Origin of the sequence: Ramlibacter sp. (genome assembly GCA_019635435.1) — a bacterium.
In the GTDB taxonomy this organism is placed as follows: Bacteria; Pseudomonadota; Gammaproteobacteria; order Burkholderiales; family Burkholderiaceae_C; genus JAHBZM01.
Genome location: JAHBZM010000001.1, coordinates 3,419,755 through 3,440,187, shown reverse-complemented (window position 1 = coordinate 3,440,187; position 20,433 = coordinate 3,419,755). Strand labels below are relative to the sequence as shown.

At 67.0% G+C, this 20,433-nt stretch carries 19 protein-coding genes; 8 read left to right on the top strand and 11 right to left on the bottom strand.

The window, feature by feature from the left end; translation table 11 throughout:
• Positions 1-9: 9 nt before the first annotated feature.
• The 5 genes from KF796_16585 to KF796_16565 form a co-directional block, all read right to left on the bottom strand.
• Positions 10-543 carry a DUF4019 domain-containing protein gene (locus tag KF796_16585; GenBank protein ID MBX3588253.1) on the bottom strand — a complete coding sequence of 178 codons (534 nt, stop codon included), beginning with the start codon at positions 541-543 and terminating at the stop codon, positions 10-12.
• 70 nt (positions 544-613) lie between these two features.
• On the bottom strand, positions 614-1,501 hold the full coding sequence (locus KF796_16580; protein ID MBX3588252.1) for a sulfurtransferase: 888 nt from the start codon (positions 1,499-1,501) through the stop codon (positions 614-616).
• A 10-nt stretch (positions 1,502-1,511) separates the two neighbouring features.
• Entirely contained in the window at positions 1,512-2,411 is a 900-nt protein-coding gene (locus KF796_16575) for a DMT family transporter (protein MBX3588251.1), read from the bottom strand.
• Positions 2,412-3,062, bottom strand: a complete 651-nt coding sequence (gene leuD, locus KF796_16570; protein ID MBX3588250.1) for a 3-isopropylmalate dehydratase small subunit — start codon at positions 3,060-3,062, stop codon at positions 2,412-2,414.
• Positions 3,062-4,207, bottom strand: a complete 1,146-nt coding sequence (locus KF796_16565) for an aromatic ring-hydroxylating dioxygenase subunit alpha (GenBank protein ID MBX3588249.1) — start codon at positions 4,205-4,207, stop codon at positions 3,062-3,064. The genes leuD and KF796_16565 overlap by 1 nt, the downstream gene beginning before the upstream one ends.
• 256 nt (positions 4,208-4,463) lie before the next feature.
• Here KF796_16565 and xseB point away from each other — a divergent pair, with 256 nt between their 5' ends.
• From xseB to KF796_16540, 5 genes are all read left to right on the top strand, one after another.
• Positions 4,464-4,706, top strand: coding sequence for an exodeoxyribonuclease VII small subunit (xseB, locus tag KF796_16560; GenBank protein ID MBX3588248.1), 243 nt, complete (start codon positions 4,464-4,466; stop codon positions 4,704-4,706).
• An 8-nt stretch (positions 4,707-4,714) separates the two neighbouring features.
• On the top strand, positions 4,715-5,599 hold the full coding sequence (locus KF796_16555; protein MBX3588247.1) for a polyprenyl synthetase family protein: 885 nt from the start codon (positions 4,715-4,717) through the stop codon (positions 5,597-5,599).
• A 4-nt stretch (positions 5,600-5,603) separates the two neighbouring features.
• A complete protein-coding gene (gene dxs, locus KF796_16550) occupies positions 5,604-7,490 on the top strand; it encodes a 1-deoxy-D-xylulose-5-phosphate synthase (GenBank protein MBX3588246.1) in 1,887 nt (628 codons plus the stop codon).
• A 204-nt stretch (positions 7,491-7,694) separates the two neighbouring features.
• On the top strand, positions 7,695-8,774 hold the full coding sequence (gene dctP, locus KF796_16545) for a TRAP transporter substrate-binding protein DctP (protein MBX3588245.1): 1,080 nt from the start codon (positions 7,695-7,697) through the stop codon (positions 8,772-8,774).
• Between the two features lie 201 nt (positions 8,775-8,975).
• Entirely contained in the window at positions 8,976-10,055 is a 1,080-nt protein-coding gene (locus KF796_16540) for a TRAP transporter substrate-binding protein (protein ID MBX3588244.1), read from the top strand.
• Between the two features lie 128 nt (positions 10,056-10,183).
• On the opposite strand, the gene KF796_16535 is transcribed toward KF796_16540, so the two are convergent.
• Positions 10,184-11,974, bottom strand: a complete 1,791-nt coding sequence (locus KF796_16535) for a TRAP transporter large permease subunit (GenBank protein ID MBX3588243.1) — start codon at positions 11,972-11,974, stop codon at positions 10,184-10,186.
• A 17-nt stretch (positions 11,975-11,991) separates the two neighbouring features.
• A complete protein-coding gene (locus tag KF796_16530) occupies positions 11,992-12,591 on the bottom strand; it encodes a TRAP transporter small permease subunit (protein ID MBX3588242.1) in 600 nt (199 codons plus the stop codon).
• A gap of 288 nt (positions 12,592-12,879) precedes the next feature.
• On the opposite strand from KF796_16530, the gene KF796_16525 reads away from it, so the two are divergent.
• Entirely contained in the window at positions 12,880-14,094 is a 1,215-nt protein-coding gene (locus KF796_16525; GenBank protein MBX3588241.1) for an SUMF1/EgtB/PvdO family nonheme iron enzyme, read from the top strand.
• Positions 14,095-14,099: 5 nt separating this feature from the next.
• On the opposite strand, the gene modC is transcribed toward KF796_16525, so the two are convergent.
• The 4 genes from modC to KF796_16505 all read right to left on the bottom strand — a co-directional run bounded on the left by modC (position 14,100) and on the right by KF796_16505 (position 17,582).
• Positions 14,100-15,191, bottom strand: coding sequence for a molybdenum ABC transporter ATP-binding protein (modC, locus tag KF796_16520; GenBank protein MBX3588240.1), 1,092 nt, complete (start codon positions 15,189-15,191; stop codon positions 14,100-14,102).
• Complete coding sequence (modB, locus tag KF796_16515; protein ID MBX3588239.1) at positions 15,188-15,874, bottom strand: molybdate ABC transporter permease subunit; 687 nt, start codon at positions 15,872-15,874, stop codon at positions 15,188-15,190. The genes modC and modB overlap by 4 nt, the downstream gene beginning before the upstream one ends.
• A gap of 2 nt (positions 15,875-15,876) precedes the next feature.
• Positions 15,877-16,629 (bottom strand): molybdate ABC transporter substrate-binding protein, encoded by a 753-nt coding sequence (modA, locus tag KF796_16510; GenBank protein MBX3588238.1) that lies wholly within the window; start codon positions 16,627-16,629, stop codon positions 15,877-15,879.
• 149 nt (positions 16,630-16,778) lie between these two features.
• Positions 16,779-17,582: a trypsin-like peptidase domain-containing protein gene (locus KF796_16505; GenBank protein MBX3588237.1), complete on the bottom strand. Its 804-nt coding sequence runs from the start codon at positions 17,580-17,582 to the stop codon at positions 16,779-16,781.
• Positions 17,583-17,628: 46 nt separating this feature from the next.
• Here KF796_16505 and KF796_16500 point away from each other — a divergent pair, with 46 nt between their 5' ends.
• Positions 17,629-18,423 (top strand): TOBE domain-containing protein, encoded by a 795-nt coding sequence (locus tag KF796_16500; GenBank protein ID MBX3588236.1) that lies wholly within the window; start codon positions 17,629-17,631, stop codon positions 18,421-18,423.
• Positions 18,424-18,596: 173 nt separating this feature from the next.
• Positions 18,597-20,411 carry a hypothetical protein gene (locus KF796_16495; protein MBX3588235.1) on the top strand — a complete coding sequence of 605 codons (1,815 nt, stop codon included), beginning with the start codon at positions 18,597-18,599 and terminating at the stop codon, positions 20,409-20,411.
• Positions 20,412-20,433: the final 22 nt, after the last annotated feature.

The window sequence follows — 20,433 nt, the reverse complement described above, 5'->3', positions numbered from 1 at the left end:
TGCGCAGGCTCAGCGCGGGCTGTAGCCCGTCACGCGCCACTTGCCGTCAGGCCCCTGCACCGTGGTGACCACTTCCTGCACGTCGGGCTTGTTGGCGAACTGGCTCACGAACAGCACGGTCACATAGTGGCCGTCGGGGCGGCCCGGCATGGTGGTCTTGTAGATGGCTTCCTGCGGTGCGCGCTCGACCAGAGCACCCAGCGGGTCGCGAACCTGGGGGATCGCGTCCATCCAGGTGCCAATCGGCACCTGGGTGCGGAACACCTGGGTGGCGGCTTCCCAGGCCGTGCCCCAGTCGCGCCGGTCCAGCAGCAGCAGCCAGCCCAGCGCGGCGGTCTCGGCGGCGGTCTTGTCGGCCGCATGGTCATCGGCCGGCGCGGCGGGCGCGGTGGCGGCTTCGGCCGTGGCCCCGGCGGGCGCCGGCGCGGCCAGGGTCGCGGCGGAAGAGGGCGCGCCGGTGCGCGGTACCTTGAGCTGGGCGCTGGCGGTGGCCGACACAAGGGCCAGTGCCACCAGGGGCAGGGCGAAACGGGTTGAGTTCATGGGCGCCAGTCTAGCCTGACTGCACCCCCTGGAAGGTAGGCCCGGTCCTGCGGGGGCCGGCCGGGCCGGCTCAGCCCTTTTCGACCGGGCGAGCGGGGTCGGCGCACCACTCGCTCCAGCTGCCCGCAAACAGCGCGGCCTGCCCCAGCCCGGCCAGTTCCATGGCGATCACGTTGGGCACGGCGCTGACGCCGCTGCCGCAATGGTGGACCACGGTGGACGGGTCGCGGCCCGCGAGCAGTTGTTCAAATTCGGCACGCAGCTGGTCGGCGGGCTTGAAGCGGCCGTCGGGGCCGATGTTGCTCTGGAAGGGCCGGTTCAGCGCGCCCGGAACATGACCCGCCACCGGGTCCAGGGGCTCGACCTCACCGCGAAAGCGCGGCCCGGGGCGCGCGTCGATCACGGTCTGGCGGCCGCCGCCCAGATGGTCGAGCACGGTGGCGGCGGTGGCCAGTTGCCGCAGCGCGGGCCCGAGCGCGAAGTTGGACTGGAAATGCGCGGGTTCGGCACGGTCGGTGACCTCGCCGCCCGCGGCCTGCCAGGCCTGCAGCCCGCCGTCGAGCACCGCCACGGCGTCATGGCCGGCCCACTTGAGCATCCACCACAGCCGGCCGCAGTAATTGGCGCCCTGGCGGTCGTAGACCACGGCCTGCATGGTGTTGTCAAAGCCCACGCTGGACAGCCAGATCGCGAACTTCTCGCGGCTGGGCAGGGGATGGCGCCCGCCCGAGGCGGTACCGGGCGGCGGCACGACCTTGCCGCTGGCGTCGGGCGTGCCCTTGTCGCTGAGCGCGGTGTCCAGGTGGGCGTAGACCGCGCCGGGAATGTGGGCCTGGTGGTATTGCGCCTCGCCGGCCGCCGGGTTCATGAGGTCGAAGCTGCAGTCAAAGACCATCAGCGGCGCGCCGCTGGCGCGTAGCGCCTGCAACTGTTCAGCAGAAATGAGCGTGGTGTACATGGTGCTTCCTTCAATGTTCCTCGGCCGGGGCATTGGGCGCGGCCCGCGCGCGCAGCACGGTGGCGGCCACGCCGCTGGCCACGATCAGGCCCATGCCGGCCCAGCCCAGCGGGGCGATCACGTCATCGAACAGCAGCACGCTGTAGACCACCCCGAACACAATGCCCGAGTATTGCAAATTGGCGACGACCAGTGTGGCGCCATGGCTGTAGGCGCGGGTCATGCACAGCTGCCCGAGCGAGGCCAGCAGGCCCACCGGCAACAGCCACAAGGCGTGCTGCCAGTTCCAGGCCGAGGTGCCGCCGGCCACCATGCCAAGCCCGCCCGCCACGGCCGAGCCCACGGCGAAATAGAAGACCGTGCGGGTCTCGGGCTCGCCCAGCTTGCCCAGCGCCATGACCTGCATGTAGGCAAAGGCCGCGGCGAAGCCCGAGAGCAGGCCCACCAGGCCCGCGAAGATCTGGTGCTGTCCGATGGTGGGGCGCAGCAGCATGACCACGCCGGCAAAGCCGGCCAGCACGGTCAGCACCAGCGGCCCCTGGCGCAGCGGCGTGGCCGCGCCGCTGCGCGGGTTCCAGTTGAGCAAGGCGCCACCGACCAGGAAGGCCGCGACCCACACGCTGCTCATGTAGTTGAGCGTCATGGCCGTGGCCAGCGGCAGCCAGGCAATGGCGTAGAACCAGGCGCCCAGCGACAGCACGCCGACCAGGCTGCGCCAGGCATGCATGCCCGGAAATTTCGTGCCCAGCCCCACGCCCTGGCTGCGTGCCAGCAGCCACATGCAGAACATGCCGATCAGGCCGCGGTAGAACACCAGCTCCGCGCTGTTGAACCAGGCCGAGGCGTACTTGACGCAGACCGCCATGGTGGCGAAGAAAAAGGCGCCGAGCACCATCCACAAAGCTTGCATTCAGGCGTCCAGTGTCTTGTTGAGCCAGGGCTGCGCGGCCAGCCGGGCCGTTTCGAAGTGGGCAATGCGCTCACGCTGCGCCAGCGTGGCCGAGATCCAGTCGGCGTCGCGGGTCAGCAGTTGCTGTTCGCGCCCGGTGAGCCGGAACGGCATGGGGCCCAGGCCACCCGAGAGCTGCAGGGCCAGCACGTCGATCTCGAAGTGCAGCGTCTGGCGCTGCGCGAGGACGAACAGCGCATCGACCTGCGCGGCGGCGAGCTGGATCGCCGCCACCCCGTTGAGCGGGCAGTTCTGGCGGAAGATGTCGCCGAAACCCGGGGCCACGACGGCCCTGAATCCGTGGTCGCGCAGGGCCCACACGGCGTGCTCGCGGCTGGAGCCGCAGCCAAAATTGTCGCGCGCCATCAGCACCGTGGCACCCCGCAGCTCGGGGCGGTTCAGCACGAAATCCGGGTTGGGGCGGCGCCGGCTGTGGTCGCTGTCGAGGTCCCCGGGGTCCAGGTAGCGCCAGTGGTCAAACAGCACCGGGGCAAAGCCGCTGCGGGCCGTGGAGCGCCCGTACTGCTTGGGGAAGATGGCGTCGGTATCGACGTTGGCCCGGTCCAGGGGCACCACGGTGCCGCTGTGCCGGCCCTCGGGGAAAGCGGGCATCAGCGCTGCAGGTGGCGCGCGCCGATGGCGTTGCGGTACCACTCGTGGAAGTGCTGCATGCCGTCTTCCATGGGGCTCTGGTAGGGGCCGATCTCGTTGTCGCCGCGCGCCAGCAGCGCCTGGCGGCCCGCGTCCATGCGCTCGGCGATCTCGTCGTCCTCGACACAGGTTTCCATGTAGGCCGCCTGCTGCGACTCGATGAACTCGCGCTCGAAGGCCGCAATCTCCTCGGGGTAGTAGAACTCCACCATGTTCAGCGTCTTCTGGGGGCTGACCGGGTGCAGCGTGGACACGGTGAGCACGTGCGGGTACCACTCCACCATGATGTGCGGGTAGTAGGTCAGCCAGATCGCGCCGTATTTGGGGGTCTTGCCACCGCGGTACTGCAGCAGCGCCTGCTGCCATCGCTCGTAGGCGGGGCTGCCGGCCTTGCCCAGGCGGTTGGCCACGCCCACGGTCTGCACCGAGTAGTGCTGCTTGAACTCCCAGCGCAGGTCGTCGCAGGTCACGAAGCTGCCCAGCCCCGGATGGAACGGACCCACGTGGTAGTCCTCCAGGTAGACCTCGATGAAGGTCTTCCAGTTGTAGTTGCACTCGTGCATTTCCACGCGGTCCAGCACCATGCCGGTGAAGTCGAGGTCGGCGCGCGGGCCCATGCCCGCCAGGTCGGCCGCGATGTCACGGCCGTTGTCCTCGAACAGCAGGCCATTCCAGTCCCGCAGTCCGTAGTTGCGCAGGTTCAGGCAAGGGTCCTGGGCGAAGTGCGGCGCGCCCAGCAGCGTGCCGGCGGGCGCCTGCTGGCCCGCGCTGTAGGTCCAGCGGTGCAGGGGGCAGACGATGTTGCCGCCCGAGGCCGCATTGGCGTGAACGGAGCCGCGGCCCTTGAGGATCACGGCCTGGCGATGGCGGCACACGTTGGAGACCAGCTCGACCCCTTGCGGCGTGCGCAGCAGGGCCCGGCCTTCGCCTTCCTGGGGCAGGGCATGGAAGTCGCCCACTTCGGGCACGGAAAGCTGGTGCCCCACATAGCGGGGCCCGTGCTGGAAGACGGTGTCCAGCTCGCGCCGGAACAGCGCCTCGTCAAAGTAACTCGAAACTGGTAGTTGGCTTGCGGCCTGCTGCAGTTGAAGACTTAAATCAGACATGGGGGACCTGACCTAGAGACTCCCCCTATGAAGGGGCAGGTTGCGCTTAATCCGGGGACTGGCGCGAGAAAAGAACGGGAGTCCGGCGGTGCCGGAAGGAGGGAAGGCGATTGTACCCCCCATGCGCCGCGCGGGGGCGCGATGCGTGAACGAATGGACCGATCCCGATCAAACTGGTGCCCCGCTGGGGCCGCCACGGCCTGCAGCGCGCGTGCACGGCCTAAAATCACCCCTTTGCCCACCATCTTTCTGCTCCATGCCCAAGGCATCCTCCCCCCCACCCGCCACGCCCGTGGCCGCCAGCTATGAAGCCGCGCTTGAAGAGCTGGAGCAACTGGTGGGGCGCATCGAGTCCGGCCAGATGCCGCTGGACCAGCTGCTCTCGGGCTACCAGCGTGGCGCGGAACTGCTCAAGTTCTGCCGCGACCGGCTGGAAGCCGTGGAAGACCAGATCAAGGTGCTTGATGAAGGCACCCTCAAGCCGTGGACACAAGAGTGAAAGCCGCCGTGTTTGAGCTGGGCGACTGGAGCGCGAGCCGGCTGGCGCGTGTGGAGCAGGCCCTGTCGCGCTGGGTGGTGGCCGACGCGCCGGCCGGGCTGGGCGATGCGATGCGCTACGCCGTGCTGGACGGCGGCAAGCGCCTGCGCCCGCTGCTGGTGCTGGCTGCCTGCGAGGCCGTGCAGGGCAATGAGGAAGCGGCGTTGCGGGCCGCCTGCGCGAGCGAACTGATTCACGCCTATTCACTGGTTCATGACGACATGCCGTGCATGGACAACGACGTGCTGCGCCGGGGCAAACCCACGGTGCATGTGCAGTTTGGCGAGGCCACGGCGCTGCTGGCCGGTGACGCCCTGCAGGCCCTGGCATTCGAGCTGCTGGTGCCGGAGGGCCCGGCCGTGCCGCCCGCGATCCAGGCGGCGTTGTGCCGTTTGCTGGCGCATGCGGCCGGCCATGCCGGCATGGCCGGCGGGCAGGCCATCGACCTGGCGAGCGTGGGCTGCGCCCTGACCGAGGAACAGTTGCGGGCCATGCACCGGCTCAAGACAGGCGCGCTGCTGCAGGGCAGCGTGATGATGGGGGCGGCCTGTGGCGGGCCTTCCGCCCCCGCGCAGGCGGCCCTGCGCGACTACGGCGCGGCCCTGGGCCTGGCCTTCCAGGTGGTGGATGACATCCTGGATGTCACGGCCGACTCGGCCACGCTGGGCAAGACCGCGGGCAAGGACGCCGCGCAGGACAAGCCCACCTATGTCTCGCTGCTGGGCCTGCAACGGTCGCAGGCCTATGCCCAGACCCTGTTCGGTCAGGCCATGGCCGCGCTTGACGCCAGTGGACTGGAGAACACGCAGGCCCTGCGTGCACTCGCGGACATGGTGGTGAACAGGAACAATTGACACGATGGCATCACTTCTTGAATCGATCAACCAGCCTGCGGATCTGCGCAAGCTCCCGCGGACCCAGCTCAAGCCGCTGGCGGATGAACTGCGTGCCTTCGTGCTGGACAGTGTCTCGCGCACCGGCGGGCACCTGAGCTCGAACCTGGGCACGGTTGAACTCACCGTGGCGCTGCACTACGTCTTCAACACGCCGCATGACCGGCTGGTCTGGGACGTGGGCCATCAGACTTACCCGCACAAGATCCTCACGGGGCGGCGCGAGCGCATGGGCAGCCTGCGCCAGCTCGGCGGCCTGTCGGGCTTTCCGCAGCGCGCCGAGAGCGAATACGACACCTTTGGCACGGCCCATTCGTCCACCAGCATTTCGGCGGCGCTGGGCATGGCGCTGGCGGCCCGGCAAAAGGGCGAAGACCGCCATGCGGTGGCCATCATCGGCGACGGCGCCATGAGCGCGGGCATGGCCTTCGAGGCACTGAACAATGCCGGCGTGGCCGACTGCAACCTGCTGGTCGTGCTCAACGACAACGACATGTCCATCAGCCCGCCCGTGGGCGCGCTCAACCGCTACCTGGCCCAGCTCATGAGCGGCCAGTTCTATGCAGCGGCCAAGAACGTGGGCAAGACCGTGCTCAAGCCCGTGCCACCGCTGTTCGAGCTGGCCAAGCGCTTCGAGCAGCAGGCCAAGGGCATGGTGGTGCCGGCCACGCTGTTCGAGAAGTTCGGCTTCAACTACATCGGACCCATTGACGGCCATGACCTCGAGTCCCTGGTGCCCACGCTGGAGAACATCAGGCAGCTCAAGGGGCCGCAGTTCCTGCATGTGGTGACCCGCAAGGGCCAGGGCTACAAGCTGGCCGAGGCCGACCCCGTGGCCTACCATGGCCCGGGCAAGTTCGATCCGGCCGTGGGCCTGCAAAAGCCCGCCACACCGCCCAAGCCCACCTTCACCCAGGTGTTTGGCCAGTGGCTGTGTGACATGGCCGCGCAGGACCCTCGCCTGGTGGGCATCACGCCCGCGATGCGCGAGGGCTCGGGCCTGGTCGAGTTCCAGAAGCGCTTTCCCGACCGCTACCACGACGTGGGCATTGCCGAGCAGCACGCGGTCACGTTCGCGGCGGGCCTGGCCTGCGAGGGGCTCAAGCCGGTGGTGGCGATCTATTCCACCTTCCTGCAGCGCGGCTACGACCAGCTCATTCATGACGTGGCCCTGCAGAACCTGCCCGTGGTCTTTGCACTGGATCGCGCGGGCCTGGTGGGGGCCGATGGCGCGACCCATGCGGGTGCCTATGACATCCCGTACCTGCGCTGCATTCCCAACATCAGCCTCGCCTGCCCCTCCGACGAGAATGAGTGCCGGCGCCTGCTGACCAGCGCGTTCGAGCAGGACCACCCGGTGGCGGTGCGCTACCCGCGCGGCGCGGGCGCCGGCGCTGCCATGGAACCGGGCCTGAAGGCCCTGCCTTTTGGTCGCGGCGAGATTCGCCGCGAGGGCCAGGGCCTGGCGATTCTTGCCTTCGGCACGCTGCTGCACCCCGCGCTCGAAGCGGCTGGCAGGCTCAATGCGACCGTGGTGGACATGCGCTGGGTCAAGCCGCTGGATGTCTCTCTGCTGCTGCAGGTGGCGGCCCGCCATGAAGCCCTGGTCACGGTGGAAGAGGGCGCGATCATGGGGGGCGCGGGCAGCGCGGTGAGCGAGGCCCTGCAGGCCGCGGGCGTGATCAAGCCCCTGTTGCAACTGGGCCTGCGCGATGAGTTCATCGAACACGGTGATCCCGCGAAGTTGCTGGCCCTGCAGGGGCTCGACGCGGCCGGGATCGACGCCGCCATCCGCCAGCGCTTCACGGCGCTGACCGAGCATGCGCGTCCCTCGCTCAAGGTGGTGGGCTGACGCTTCGCGCGAGGGCACGCGCGGGGGCGGCCCTCTTTGCTGACACCTGGCTGAATACCAAAGGTTTCGGGGTATTTCTCAAGGGAAAACCCCCGAAACCTTAAGTGTTCGCGTTCCTAGAATGGCGACTGGTTTGACAACACTTAAGTTGTCTCAAATCAGCTTCTTCCCAAGCCATTTTCTGACCCATTCGAGGAGAAACACATGGATCGTCGTTCCCTAATCAAAAACGCCGGCATCGCTGGCGTGCTGGCAGCGGGTGTCGCACCCGCTGTCCACGCGCAGGCTGCCATTCGCTGGCGTCTTGCTTCGAGCTTCCCCAAGGCGCTGGACACCATTTTTGGTGCTGCGGAAACCTTCGCCGCCAAGGTCAAGGCCATGTCGGGCGGCAAGTTCGAAATCTCCGTGCACCAGGGCGGCGAACTGATGCCCGCTTTCGGCGTGGTGGACGGCGTGCAGAACGGCACCGTTGAAATGGCGCACACCGCGCCTTACTACTTCTTCGGCAAGGACGAGTGCTTCGCTCTGGGCTGCGCCATCCCCTTCGGCCTGAACAGCCGCCAGATGACGGCCTGGATGTACGAAGGCAACGGTCTGAAGCTGATGCGCGAGTTCTACGCCAAGTACAACATCGTCAACTTCCCTGGCGGCAACACGGGTGCCCAGATGGGCGGCTGGTTCCGCAAGGAAATCAAGTCGGTGGCCGACATCAAGGGCCTGAAGTTCCGCATCGGGGGCTTCGGCGGCAAGGTGCTCACGCCCCTGGGCGCTGTGCCCCAGAGCATCCCTGGCGGCGAAATCTACCAGGCCCTCGAAAAGGGCACGATCGATGCCGCCGAGTGGGTGGGTCCTTACGACGACCAGAAACTGGGCTTCAACAAGGTGGCGCCTTACTACTACTACCCCGGCTGGTGGGAAGGTGGCCCGCAGCTCGACTTCTTCGTCAACAACAAGGCGCTGGCCGGTCTGTCGCCAGAGAACCAGGCCATCATTGAATCGGCAGCGGCTTTCGCCCACACCGAAATGCAGGCCAAGTACGATGCCAAGAACCCCGCCGCGCTCAAGCAGCTCGTGGGCTCGGGCACCAAGCTGCGCCCCTTCCCCAACGACGTGATGGCCGCGGCCTTCAAGTCGGCCATGTCCATCTACGAAGAGCTGAACGCCAAGAACGAAAGCTGGAAGAAGATCTACGCCGACTACTCCAAGTTCCGCGCCGACCAGAACCTGTGGTTCCGCTTCACCGAAGCCACCTTCGACCGCTTCATGCAGTCGCAAAAGCTGTAAGCGCATCGCTTCTGCAGAATCAACCGCGCTTCGGCGCGGTTTTTTCATGCCTGTTGCAAACCTAGGCGTTAGCACTTGGTGTTGAAGCCCGAACTTCTTAGGCTCAAATCCCTAGGCCCGCTGCAAGCCTGCTGACAGCCCGCCCGGGCGGACGAACACGATGATCCACGGGTTTCAACACCCCGTCAGGAGCAATCGTTCATGGACCGTCGTTCACTCATCAAACATGCCGGCATCGCCGGCGTACTGGCCGCGGGCGTCGCGCCCGCCGTGCAGGCGCAGGCCGCCGTTCGCTGGCGGATTGCGTCCAGCTTTCCCAAATCGCTTGACACCATCTATGGCGCGGCCGAGGTGTTTGCGGCCAAGGTCAAGGCGATGTCGGGTGGCAAGTTTGAAATCTCCGTGCACTCGGCCGGCGAATTGATGCCGGCCTTTGGTGTCGTCGATGGTGTGCAGAACGGAACGGTGGAGGCCTGCCACACCGTGCCTTATTACTTCTTCGGCAAGGACGAGACCTTTGCGATTGGCGGCGCCATTCCTTTCGGGCTGAACAGCCGGCAGATGAGTGCCTGGACCTATGAGGGCAATGGCCTCAAGCTGATGCGCGAGTTCTACGGCAAGTACAACATGATCAGTTTTCCTTGCGGCAACACCGGCGCCCAGATGGGCGGCTGGTTCCGCAAGGAAATCAGGTCGGTGGCCGACATCAAGGGCCTGAAGTTCCGCATCGGCGGCTTTGCCGGCAAGGTGCTCGAGCGCATGGGCGGCGTGCCGCAGAACATTCCGGGCGGCGAGATTTACCAGTCCCTGGAAAAGGGCACGATCGACGCGGCCGAGTGGGTGGGGCCTTACGATGACCAGAAGCTGGGCTTCAACAAGGTCGCGCCGTATTACTACTACCCTGGCTGGTGGGAGGGCGGCCCCCAGGTGGACCTGTTCATCAACCAGAAGGCCTATGACGCCCTTTCCGCCGAGAACAAGGCCATTGTCGAAGCCGCATCGGCCTATGCCCACGTCGACATGCAGGCCAAGTACGACGTGAAGAACCCGACCGCGCTCAAGCAGCTGGTGGGCGCTGGCGCCAAGCTGCGCCCCTTCCCCAACGATGTGCTGGCGGCGTCGTTCAAGATGTCCATGGCCCTGTATGACGAGCTCTCGACCCGCAACGAGAACTGGAAGAAGGTGTACACCGATTACGCCAAATTCCGGGCCGACCAGAACCTCTGGTTCCGCTTCACCGAAGCCACGTTTGACCGCTTCATGCAGTCGCAAAGGCTCTGAGCCGCTGCGCGCGGGCTTTCTCCTTCACCGCGCTGTGGCGCGGTTTTTTTTCGCCCATGAAAAAGGCCGCGCAAGTGCGCGGCCCGGGCGTGGACGGCAGGCACGGTGGCACGTGCCGCCATGGTGCCCTATTTCTTGAACAGGTCGTCCAGTTCCTTTTGCTGCTGTTCGGGCGACTTGTTGGCATCGGGCTCGGTCGCGGGGGCGGCCGGGGCGATCTTGAACAGGTCGGTCATGGACGGTGGAGGCTGGCCGCCGCCCGGCATGGCATCGGGCGACATCTGCTGCAATTCCATGGTGGCCTTCTTCATGTCGACCTTCTGGACCTTGTCGAGCCCGCCGGTGACAAGACCAGGGAACGCGATGATCATGCCAACCATGATGATCTGGATGCACACGAAGGGCACGGCACCCCAGTAGATCTGCATGGTGGTCACCGGCTGGATGTTCTTGCCGGTGATCCGGTCGGTGTATTCCTCGGTGGGCGCCACGCTGCGCAGGTAGAACAGCGCGAATCCAAAGGGCGGGTGCATGAACGAGGTCTGCATGTTGACCGCCAGCAGCACCCCGAACCAGATCAGGTCGATGCCGAGCTTGTCGGCCACGGGCGCCAGCAGGGGCACCACGATGAATGACAGCTCAAAGAAGTCGAGGAAGAAGGCCAGGAAGAAGATCAGCGCGTTCACCACGATCAGGAAGCCCAGCTGCCCGCCTGGCAGGCCGGTCAGCAGGTGTTCCACCCAGCGCGGGCCATCCACGCCCTGGAAGGTCAGGCTGAACATCGTGGAGCCGATCAGGATGAACACCACGAAGCACGACAGCTTGGTGGTCGTGTTCAGGGCCTGCTTGAGCAGCGAGAAGCTCAGCCGGCCGCGCGCCACGGCCATGGCAAACGCGCCCAGGGCACCCATGGCGCCGCCTTCGGTGGGCGTGGCCACACCGAGGAAAATCGTGCCCAGCACCAGGAAAATCAGCAGCAGTGGCGGGATCAGGACAAAGGTCACGCGCTCGGCCATGCGCGACAGCAGGCCCAGCCGGGTGATCTTGTTGATGACGGCAATGACGAAGGCCAGCACGACGCCGGCTGCCATGGACACCACGATGGTTTCGTCGGTGGCCACGGTGTCGATGGTGCGGCCTTCGAGCCAGGACAGCACCTGGGCATAGTGGCGGCCCAGCATCACGGCGGCCGTGGTCGAGATGATGGTCAGCACCAGCAGCGAGGGCAGGCCGGCGGAGCCGTTGTCCTCGCGGATGGTCCGTGCCTCGGGGGGCAGGGCGGGCGCCCACTTGGGCTTGAACAGCGCGATCAGCATCACGTAGGCCACATAGAAACCCGTGAGCACGAAACCTGGGATGAAGGCACCCTTGTACATGTCGCCCACGCTGCGGCCCAGCTGGTCGGCCAGAATGATCAGCACCAGCGAAGGGGGAATGATCTGGGCCAGCGTGCCGGAGGCCGCGATGGCGCCCGCGGCGAGCCGCCGGTCATAGCCGTAGCGCAGCATGATGGGCAGCGAGATCAGGCCCATGGAGATCACCGAGGCGGCGACCACGCCGGTGGTGGCCGCCAGCAGGGCGCCCACCAGGATCACGGCCAGCGCGAGGCCGCCGCGGATCGGGCCAAACAGCTGGCCAATGGTTTCGAGCAGGTCTTCGGCCATGCCGCTGCGTTCAAGAATCAGCCCCATCAAGGTGAAGAACGGAATGGCCAGCAGCGTGTCGTTCTGCATGATGCCGACGATGCGCAGCGGCAGCGCCTGCAGCAGCGCCTCGGGCAGGACGCCCAGTTCCACGCCGATGAAGCCGAAGAACAGGCCGCAGGCGCCGAGGCTGAACGCCACCGGGAATCCCAGCAGCAGAAAGAAGATCAGGCCGATGAACATGATCGGCGCGAGGTTGGCGATGATGAATTCCATGATGATGGTTCCTTGGCTCAGCTTGCTTTGCCCTGGGCTTCGGCAAGCCGGCGAATGGATTCGGCCAGCTCTTCTTCAGCGGTTTTCTCGGTTTTCCTGACCGTGGGGTCGTCGATCAGCCCCTGCAGGAAGGCCAGCCGCTTGATCAGCTCGGACAGGCCCTGCAGCGTGAGCAGCGCAAAGCCCAGCGGCATCATCGCGAAGACCGGCCAGCGGATCAGGCCGCCCGCGTTGGACGACATCTCGCCGGAGTAAAAGCCCTTGAGCGCGAACGGAATGCCGAACCACAGCACCGCAAAGCACAGAGGCATCAGGAAGCAGGTGAAGCCGAACACGTCGATCCAGGTCTGCGCGCGCTTGGACAGGCGGCCGTAGATCACGTCAATCTTCACGTGTTCGCCGTTGAGCAGTGTGTAGCCCGCGGCCAGCATGAAGGCCGCCGCGAACAGGTACCACTGGACCTCGAGGTAGGCGTTCGAACTCATGTCGAATGCCTTGCGGACCATGGCATTGACGCCGCTGATCACGGTGGAGGCCAGGATCAGCCAGATCACGTACTTGCCGACCTGGCCGTTCAACCAGTCCACGGCCTTTGAAAACTTCAATAAAGCGCGCATGTTGTCTCCGGGAAATGTATGCAGCCATCAGCACTGCACCCGGATAAACCGATGACGGGAGAAATCGGTTCGCCGGGTGCGGTAAGTGAGAAGGCTGTAAGACGTAAATTCTAGAAGTGACTGTAAAAGACAAGCTGACAGGTTTGTGACGGGGGATTCCCCGAGGCGTCGGGGTTTGTACTAGCTTGCCCCTGCACCGGTCCTGCGCTGCGCATCCCGATCCGATAATGGGGCACCATGTCCGCGCCCGCCCCTGCCATCACCCCTGATGCCATCGATTCGCCCGGGATGCGGCACGCGGGCCACGAGCTGTTGTCGCTGGCGCTGATGGACGCGCGCAACCACACGCTGAACCTGCTGGCGCACTACGAGCAGGCCCTGGGCGGGCAAGGCATGCAGGTGCCGCAACAGGATGACCTGGAGCCGCCCCTGTGGCTGGTGGGCCACCTGGGCTGGTTCGCGGAGTTCTGGATCGGACGCAACACCCAACGTGGCCTTGGCCCGGGCTGTCCGGCGGAGCCGGTGCGGCTTGCCTCGATCGAGCCGCATGCCGACCGCTGGTGGAGCCCGATGCTGGTGCCCCACGAGGCACGCTGGCTGCAGCAGCTGCCCGACGTGCCGGCCACCCGTGCCTGGTTGCTTGACACGCTGGAAACCACGCTGGAACTGCTCGACAAGACACCCGACGAGGACGATGCCCTGTATTTCTACCGCCTCGCCCTGTTCCATGAAGACCTGCGTGGCGAGCAGCTCATCAGCATGGCGCAGGTGCTGGGCCTGCCCCTGCGCCTGGACCTTCCGGGCGGTGTCCATCAGCGCGAGCCGCTGGTGATTCCGGCCACCCCGTGGCTGCTGGGCCTGCCGCCGGGCGGCTTTGTGTTTGACACCGAGAAGTGGGGCTATGAGGTGGCGGTGCCCGAATTCGAGATCGATGCCCAGCCGGTGAGCTGGGCGCAGTTTGTCGAATTCGTCGATGACGGTGGTTATGACCGCCCCGAGCTGTGGCTGCCCGAGGGCTGGGACTGGCTGCAGAAGCTGGCCGAGGGCGAGGGCCGGCGCGGCCCGCGCTATGTGGAGCAGATCGGCGTGGCCAGCGGTGCGGTGATGCAGATGCACTTCGGCCGCTCGGCCCGCATGGCGGGCAGTCAGAGCACCATGCATGTGAGCTGGTGGGAAGCCGATGCATGGTGCCGCTGGGCCGGCCGGCGCCTGCCGGCCGAGGTCGAGTGGGAAGTGGCGGCCCATGCCGCAGCGCGGCGGGGCTTTCGCTGGGGTGATGTGCGTGAGTGGACAGCCACCACGCTGCGGCCCTGGCCCGGCTTCTCCCCTGATCCCTGGACCCATGGGGCTGACTGGTCGGCCCAGCCCTGGTGGGGCCGTGCCAAGGTCCAGCGCGGTGCCTCGTTCGCCACACGCGCGCGCATGAAGCATCCCAAGGTCCGCAGCTTCGCGCTGCCCGGGCGCGACGACGGTTTTGTGGGCTTTCGTTCCTGCGCGCTGTAGGCGCGTCAATCGACCAGCGCGATGCCCTTGACCTGGGCGTGCACCGCCAGGCCGGGCTGCAGCCCCAGCTGGGCGGCTGACTTGCCGGTGATGCGGGCCAGCAGCGGCGTGCCGCCGGCATCCAGCGTCACCATCACTTGCCCCGCCCCATCGTCCCGCAGGTGCGCCACGCGGGACGGCACGATGTTCAGGATGCTCGAGTCCACCGGCGGACTCAGGCACAGGCTCACGTCGCGGGCCTGAATGCGCAGCCGCACCGGCAGGCCCGCGCGGCGTGGCTGCGGGCTGGCCAACTGGAGCCAGCCACCCGAAAAAGCCACGCGCGTGAGTTGCCAGACCGGGTCGTGGCTTTCCACGGTGCCGGTGATCAGGGCGCCCGCGGCGTCACCCTGGCCCAGTGGCAGGTCGGTTCGCGCCAGCATGGCTTGCATCGGGCCGCTGGCGACCACGCGCCCGGCCTCCATCAGCACCAGATGGTCGGCAAGCCGGACCACTTCTTCGACGGCATGGCTCACATAAACCACCGGGATGTCCAGCGCGCGGTGCAGCCCTTCGAGCCAGGGCAACACCTCGGCCTTGCGCTGCGCATCCAGAGCTGCCAGCGGCTCGTCCAGCAGCAGCAGGGACGGGCTGGTTGCCAGCGCGCGGGCAATGGCCACGCGCTGGCGCTCTCCGCCCGACAGTCCGGCTGGCCGGCGGTCCATCAGCGCGGCAATGCCCAGCAACTCCACGGCCTGCGCCAGCGCAACCCGGCGCTGCGCCGGCGCCACGCGGCGCATGCCGAACTCCACGTTGGCGCGCACCGTGAGGTGCGCAAACAGCTGTGTGTCCTGAAACACAAAGCCCAGCGCGCGCTGGTGCGGCGGCATGAACAGGCCCTGCGCGTCGTCCTGCCAGACCTCCTGGTTGACCTGGAGCAGGCCACTGCATGTGCGTTCCAGGCCCGCAAGCGCGCGCAGCGCGGTGGTCTTGCCGCAGCCTGAAGGGCCGAACAGCGCGCTCACGCCCCGGCCCGGAAGATCCAGCGCCAGGTCCAGTGCAAAGCCCGGCCGCGCGAGCCGCAGCTGCGCGGTCACGCGGCCGGTGGCCGGGTTCAACGGCGCCCCCCGGTGGGATTCAGCATGTACAACGCGAGCAGCACGGTGAATGAAAACAGCAGCATGCCCCCGGCCAGCCAGTGCGCCTGCGCATACTCCAGGGCTTCCACATGGTCGTAGATCTGGACCGACACCACGCGGGTGCTGCCGGCGATGTTGCCGCCCATCATCAGCACCACGCCAAATTCACCCACGGTGTGTGCGAAACCCATGACCGTGGCCGTCAGGTAGCCGGGCCGTGACAGCGGCAACACGACACTGAAGAAGGTGTCCAGCGGCGACGCCCGCAGGGTGGCGGCGGCCTCCAGCGGCCCGTCGCCCAGCGCCTCGAAGGCGTTTTGCAGCGGCTGCACCACAAAGGGCAGCGAATACAGCACCGAGCCCACCACGAGGCCCGCAAAGGTGAATGGCAACAGCCCCAGCCCCAGCGCCTGCGTGAGCTGGCCGCCCGGACCCTCGGGCCCCAGGCTCACCAGCAGGTAAAAGCCCAGCACGCTGGGCGGCAACACCAGTGGCAAGGCCACCAGCGCGCTCACCGGGCCCTTGGCGCCTGAGCGGGTGCGCGCCAGCCACCAGGCCAGTGGGGTGCCGGCGGCCAGCAGGATGAGCGTGGTCAGCCCGGCCAGCTGCAGGGACAGCACGACGGCGGACCAGGCTGCGGCGCCGGCGGCTTCAGCAGGCATGCCTAGTCGCCATAGCCGTGGGCACGGATGATCGCGCGTGCCTTGTCGGTTTTCAGGTAGTCCATCAGCGCCGCGGCGGCGGGGTTGGCCTGGCCGCGAACCAGTTGCACGGCATCCTGGCGCAGCGGCTCATGCCACCGGGCAGGCACCACCCAGCCCGAGCCGGTCTTGATGCGGCCGTCTTCATACACCTGCGACAGTGCCACCAAACCCAGCTGCGCATTGCCGCTGGCGACGAAACTGAACGCCTGGCCGATGCTTTCACCCAGCACCAGCTTGGGCGCCACGCGTTGCATCAGGCCGAGGCGGTTGAGTGTTTCAACGGCTGCCGCGCCGTAGGGTGCGAGCTTGGGCGCGGCGATGGCCAGGTGCCGGAACTCGTTGCGGCGCAGGACTTCACCCTGGCTGTCAACCACACCGGCCCGGGGCGACCACAGAACGAGCTGGCCGGTGGCATAGGTGAAGCGGCTGCCAGCCACCGCCGCTGCGTCCTTCTCAAGCCGCGCCGGCGTTTCCTGGTCGGCCGCCAGAAACACCTCGAAGGGCGCGCCGTTGCGGATCTGCGCATAGAGCTTGCCCGTGGACCCGAACGCGAGCCGGGCCTGGTGACCGGTGTCGCGCGCAAAGCTGGCTGCAATGGCATTCATGGGCGCCGTGAAGTTGGCGGCGACCGCTACCTGCACGGTTTCGGCCCGCAGGCCGGTCACCGCGGCGAGCAGGGCCAGGGCTGGCAACAGGCGGGTGAATGGTGTCATGGCGGCGGCATTTTCGCTATTACCAAGATGAATAGCGAAAGTGTAGCGCAGTTCATGTGTGCTCAAGCGGAACCTGGTGGTCCAGGAAGCCACGAGGCCGGGCATGGGGCGCTGCGGGTCACTTCCGCGCCCGGTCAGGGCACGTTGATTCAGGTGACCTTGCCGGAAGCGCCACCGGGCGCCGCGCCCGAGGCCGGTCTGGCCTGAGCCGCGGGCGCCGCGACGGCCGGAGCGGCCAGCGGCGCGGTCAGGGTCAGCAGGATGTCGGCATACCAGGCGCAGTTCAGGCCCAGGGACTCGTCCAGCTCAAAGTCACGCGTCCGCATGTCCATGCGTGACGAATGAACCCCCAGCAGCTTCCATGGCAGGTCGCCGCTGTCGCTGCGCATCACCACGGGCGCACCACTGGTGCCGCGGTGGGTGCGGGCATCGGTCAGAAAATAGCCCTGGCCCTGGAACCGGATGCCGAACGAGGAAGCAATGGCCGCCTGCCGCACCACGGGCAGGTGGTGCAACGTGTCATGAAAGCCCAGTGGAAAGCCCACGATCAGCAGGGGCGCACCGACCTCCACCTCGTCCAGCGTGCGTTGCAGGTGCGCCGGAGAGAAGCTCCAGAGCACTGCCGTGGGCGGCAGGGCTGCGCGTTCCAGTTCAACCACCGCCACGTCAATGTCGCCGGCCGGGTCCTTGCCCTGCCGCCAGATGCTCTTGCCGTCGCGGTACAGCAGGACTGACAGGCTGGCTGCCCGGGTGAGGTTGGTGCCGTCGGTGTGAAGCTCGATCTCGATGCGGTTGGGGTGGTGCTTGCTCGGTGCATCGATGAACACATGGCGGCTGGTGACAAAGAACAGCCGCGTGTCGCGCTCGAAGAAAAAACCGCTGGCGCCGGTCAGCAGGCGATCGCCATCGAACGTGGTGACGCGGGCAGTGGTGAGCAGCAGGGTTTCGATCATGGGCCCGACTCTACGCTGTGCCGGCCGCCTCCCTCAGAATGCGGGGATGCCCCGTCTTCCCCGGCCCCAGGTTTCCTTCACTTCGGCGCTCAGCCATGCTTCGGCGGACAAGCGCGTCGACATCCTGCGCGGCGTGGGTGCGAGCGGCTCGATTTCGCAGGCGGCGCGCGACGCGGGGGTGAGCTACAAGGCGGCCTGGCAGGCCATCGACACGCTCACCAATCTTGCGGGCGTGACCCTGGTGGAGCGCGTGGTGGGCGGGGCTGGCGGTGGCGGCGCGCGCCTCACCTCTGCGGGGCAGCAATTGTTGGCCGCTGCGGGCGAAATGGCACGCGCGCGCCACCAGGTGCTGGGGCGCCTGCAGCACGCGCGCCCGGGCGGCAGCGCGCCAGCGGCGTTTCCCCACCTGGCGATCCGCACCAGCATGCGCAACCAGATGCCCTGCGCGGTGGCGTCGGTTCAGGGGCCGGGCCCCGTGGTCCGCGTCCACCTGCGGCTGGTTGACGGGACGCCCCTGGTGGCCCGCATCACACGCGAAAGCGCGCAGCTGCTGGCGCTGCGACCGGGCCAGGGGGTGCTGGCGCTGTGCAAGGCCACGGCGGTGGCAGTGAGCAGCGCCACGCCGGGTGCGCCTGGAGCTTCCGGCGCGCCGGGCCAGAACCTGCTGCAGGCCCGGGCCAGTCGGGTTTCGCGCAGCGACGAGGGCGATGAGATATCGGCGGTGCTGCCAGCGGGCCTCGCGCTGGTGGGTTTCGCCCCCGCTGGCAGCGGGCTGCGGGCACGCAGCCGGGTGTCGCTCGCCGTTGATGAAGCGGCACTGGTCCTGGCCCTGCCGGACTGAAAGTTGCTGCGAAATTCATAGCGGCTTGTGCCGATTCAGCGCGGGCCAGGGCGGCTTTTGGGCTTTTCCAGCGGCTTTGAGACGGCCAGTCAAGCGGGGCCCCGGCTTTGCGACACCAGGCCTAACGCTGCCATGGGGTGCGTGACGACAATTCGTTACATCAGGAGAACCTCATGGGCGCCAAAGGACCAAAAGCCATCGTTTCGTACACCGAATGGTTGAGACGCACCTCCCTCACCCTCAAGAAGCGCAGCGCCGACACCCAGAAGGTGGACGCGGCCTACCGCAACTGGAGCGTCACGCCCAACAGCTACCCCGCCGCCTGGGAGCTGTACCAGTCACTGGCCGAGTATCTGGCTGCCAAGGGCGGGAACTGGAGCCGGGTTGAGCGCGACAAGGTCAGTGGCGGCCTGATCGAATGGGTGTTCCAGCAGGTCCAGAAGGTCCCCGGCGTGCTGCCACCGCCGCCCAGCAAGGCCCAGGCCGCACTACAGAACACCGACATTCCGCACTCGCGCTACGGTGTGCTGTACCTGCTGGGCAATATCAGCATCGACATGAGCATGATGGCCATCAGCCTGGAGGGCGTGGCGGCGCTGGGCAATGCGGTGGGCTCGGGCCTGTCGACCCATTTCGACCACCTGGACAACGCCAAGCTGGCGTCGCGCACGGTCAATGTGATGGGCCAAAGCGTGGACACCCGGCACATTTCCAGCGCCGGTGCGCTGGCCGTCAAGACCGCTGGAAACAAGCTGGGCGGCACAACCGACCCCGCCACCCGGCCCCGTCAGCATCTGGTGGCGCCGGTGGCCAGGCGGGCAGAGCCGGGGTTTCCGCTCACGCTGGCGATGTACGAGATCGTCAAGGAAGACCCGATCCTCATGCTCAACCCCTTCATGCTGGGAGGCACGCTGGTGGCCACGGCAGGTGCCGCGGTGATCGACGCGCTCAACAGCCTGCGCATCGTGCTGCAGAACGCCGTGTCCGACCTTGCGCATTACATCCTTCAGCAGGTCGCCAACCCCTCGGCCAAGAGCCTGGCCACGCTGGGCGCCACGATCAAGGGCATGGTGAAGTTCGTGGTGGCCAAATGCATGGTCAGCGCGGCGCCGCTGGTGGGCGGTGTGCTGGACCTGGCGGGGGGGCTGGTCAAGACCATCCGCGCCGCGAAGGAGCGGATCGGCGTGTGGCTGCTGCGCCGCCAGATCGTCATCAATCCCGGCCACCCGGAACTGCTGGCCAACAGCATCGAGTCGCAGTTGACCCAGGGCGTCTTTGCGGGACTGTGGACCATCCTCAAGGGCGTGGCCAATACCGCGCTGACGGTGTTCCTGCCTGGCGCGAGCTCGCTGGTGTCGGCGCTGGTCACGGGCATTGAGTGGCTGGTGAAGTTCGCCTGGCGCCTGATCGAGCAGTTCCAGATCAACAAGTTTCTTGAGGAGGCGCGCAAGCGCTTCCTCGAGGTTCGCGCCAGGGCGACCCGGGTCGAGACCACCGGCGTGCGCAACTACACCGACTCGATGGGCCGGGCCCAGCGCATCAGCGAGCAGTACGTGCGCTACGAGCCGGACCTGGACCGCAGCAAGGGCGGGCTGATCCACGACCTGGAGGACTTCACGCGGTTCTTCCAGAAGGGCTGCGATGCCTCGCCGCTGATCCCGATGCTGGTGCTCAACAGCGGCATCTGCGGCAGCCTGATGGTGCTGCTCAAGATGTTCGACGACCTGAACCGGCCCCTCACCACGCAGAAGGTCTACGATGCGGGCAACGAGTATTTCCGCCGGCTCAAGGAATTCAGCCGCAACTACCTTGCGGGTTCGGGCTTTGAGATCAAGGTCCGCCCCTCCGATGACGGCACCTCGTACGAGCCCAGCTCCGCGCAGAACCGCGAGCGCCGGTTCCTGCAGGGCCTGCTCAACCACTCGCTGCGCGACCACTTCAAGGCAGAGACCAAGGCCGACAAGGCCGTGGCGTTCTTTGCCGCCTGACAGAAACGAAAAGGAGCTCCCC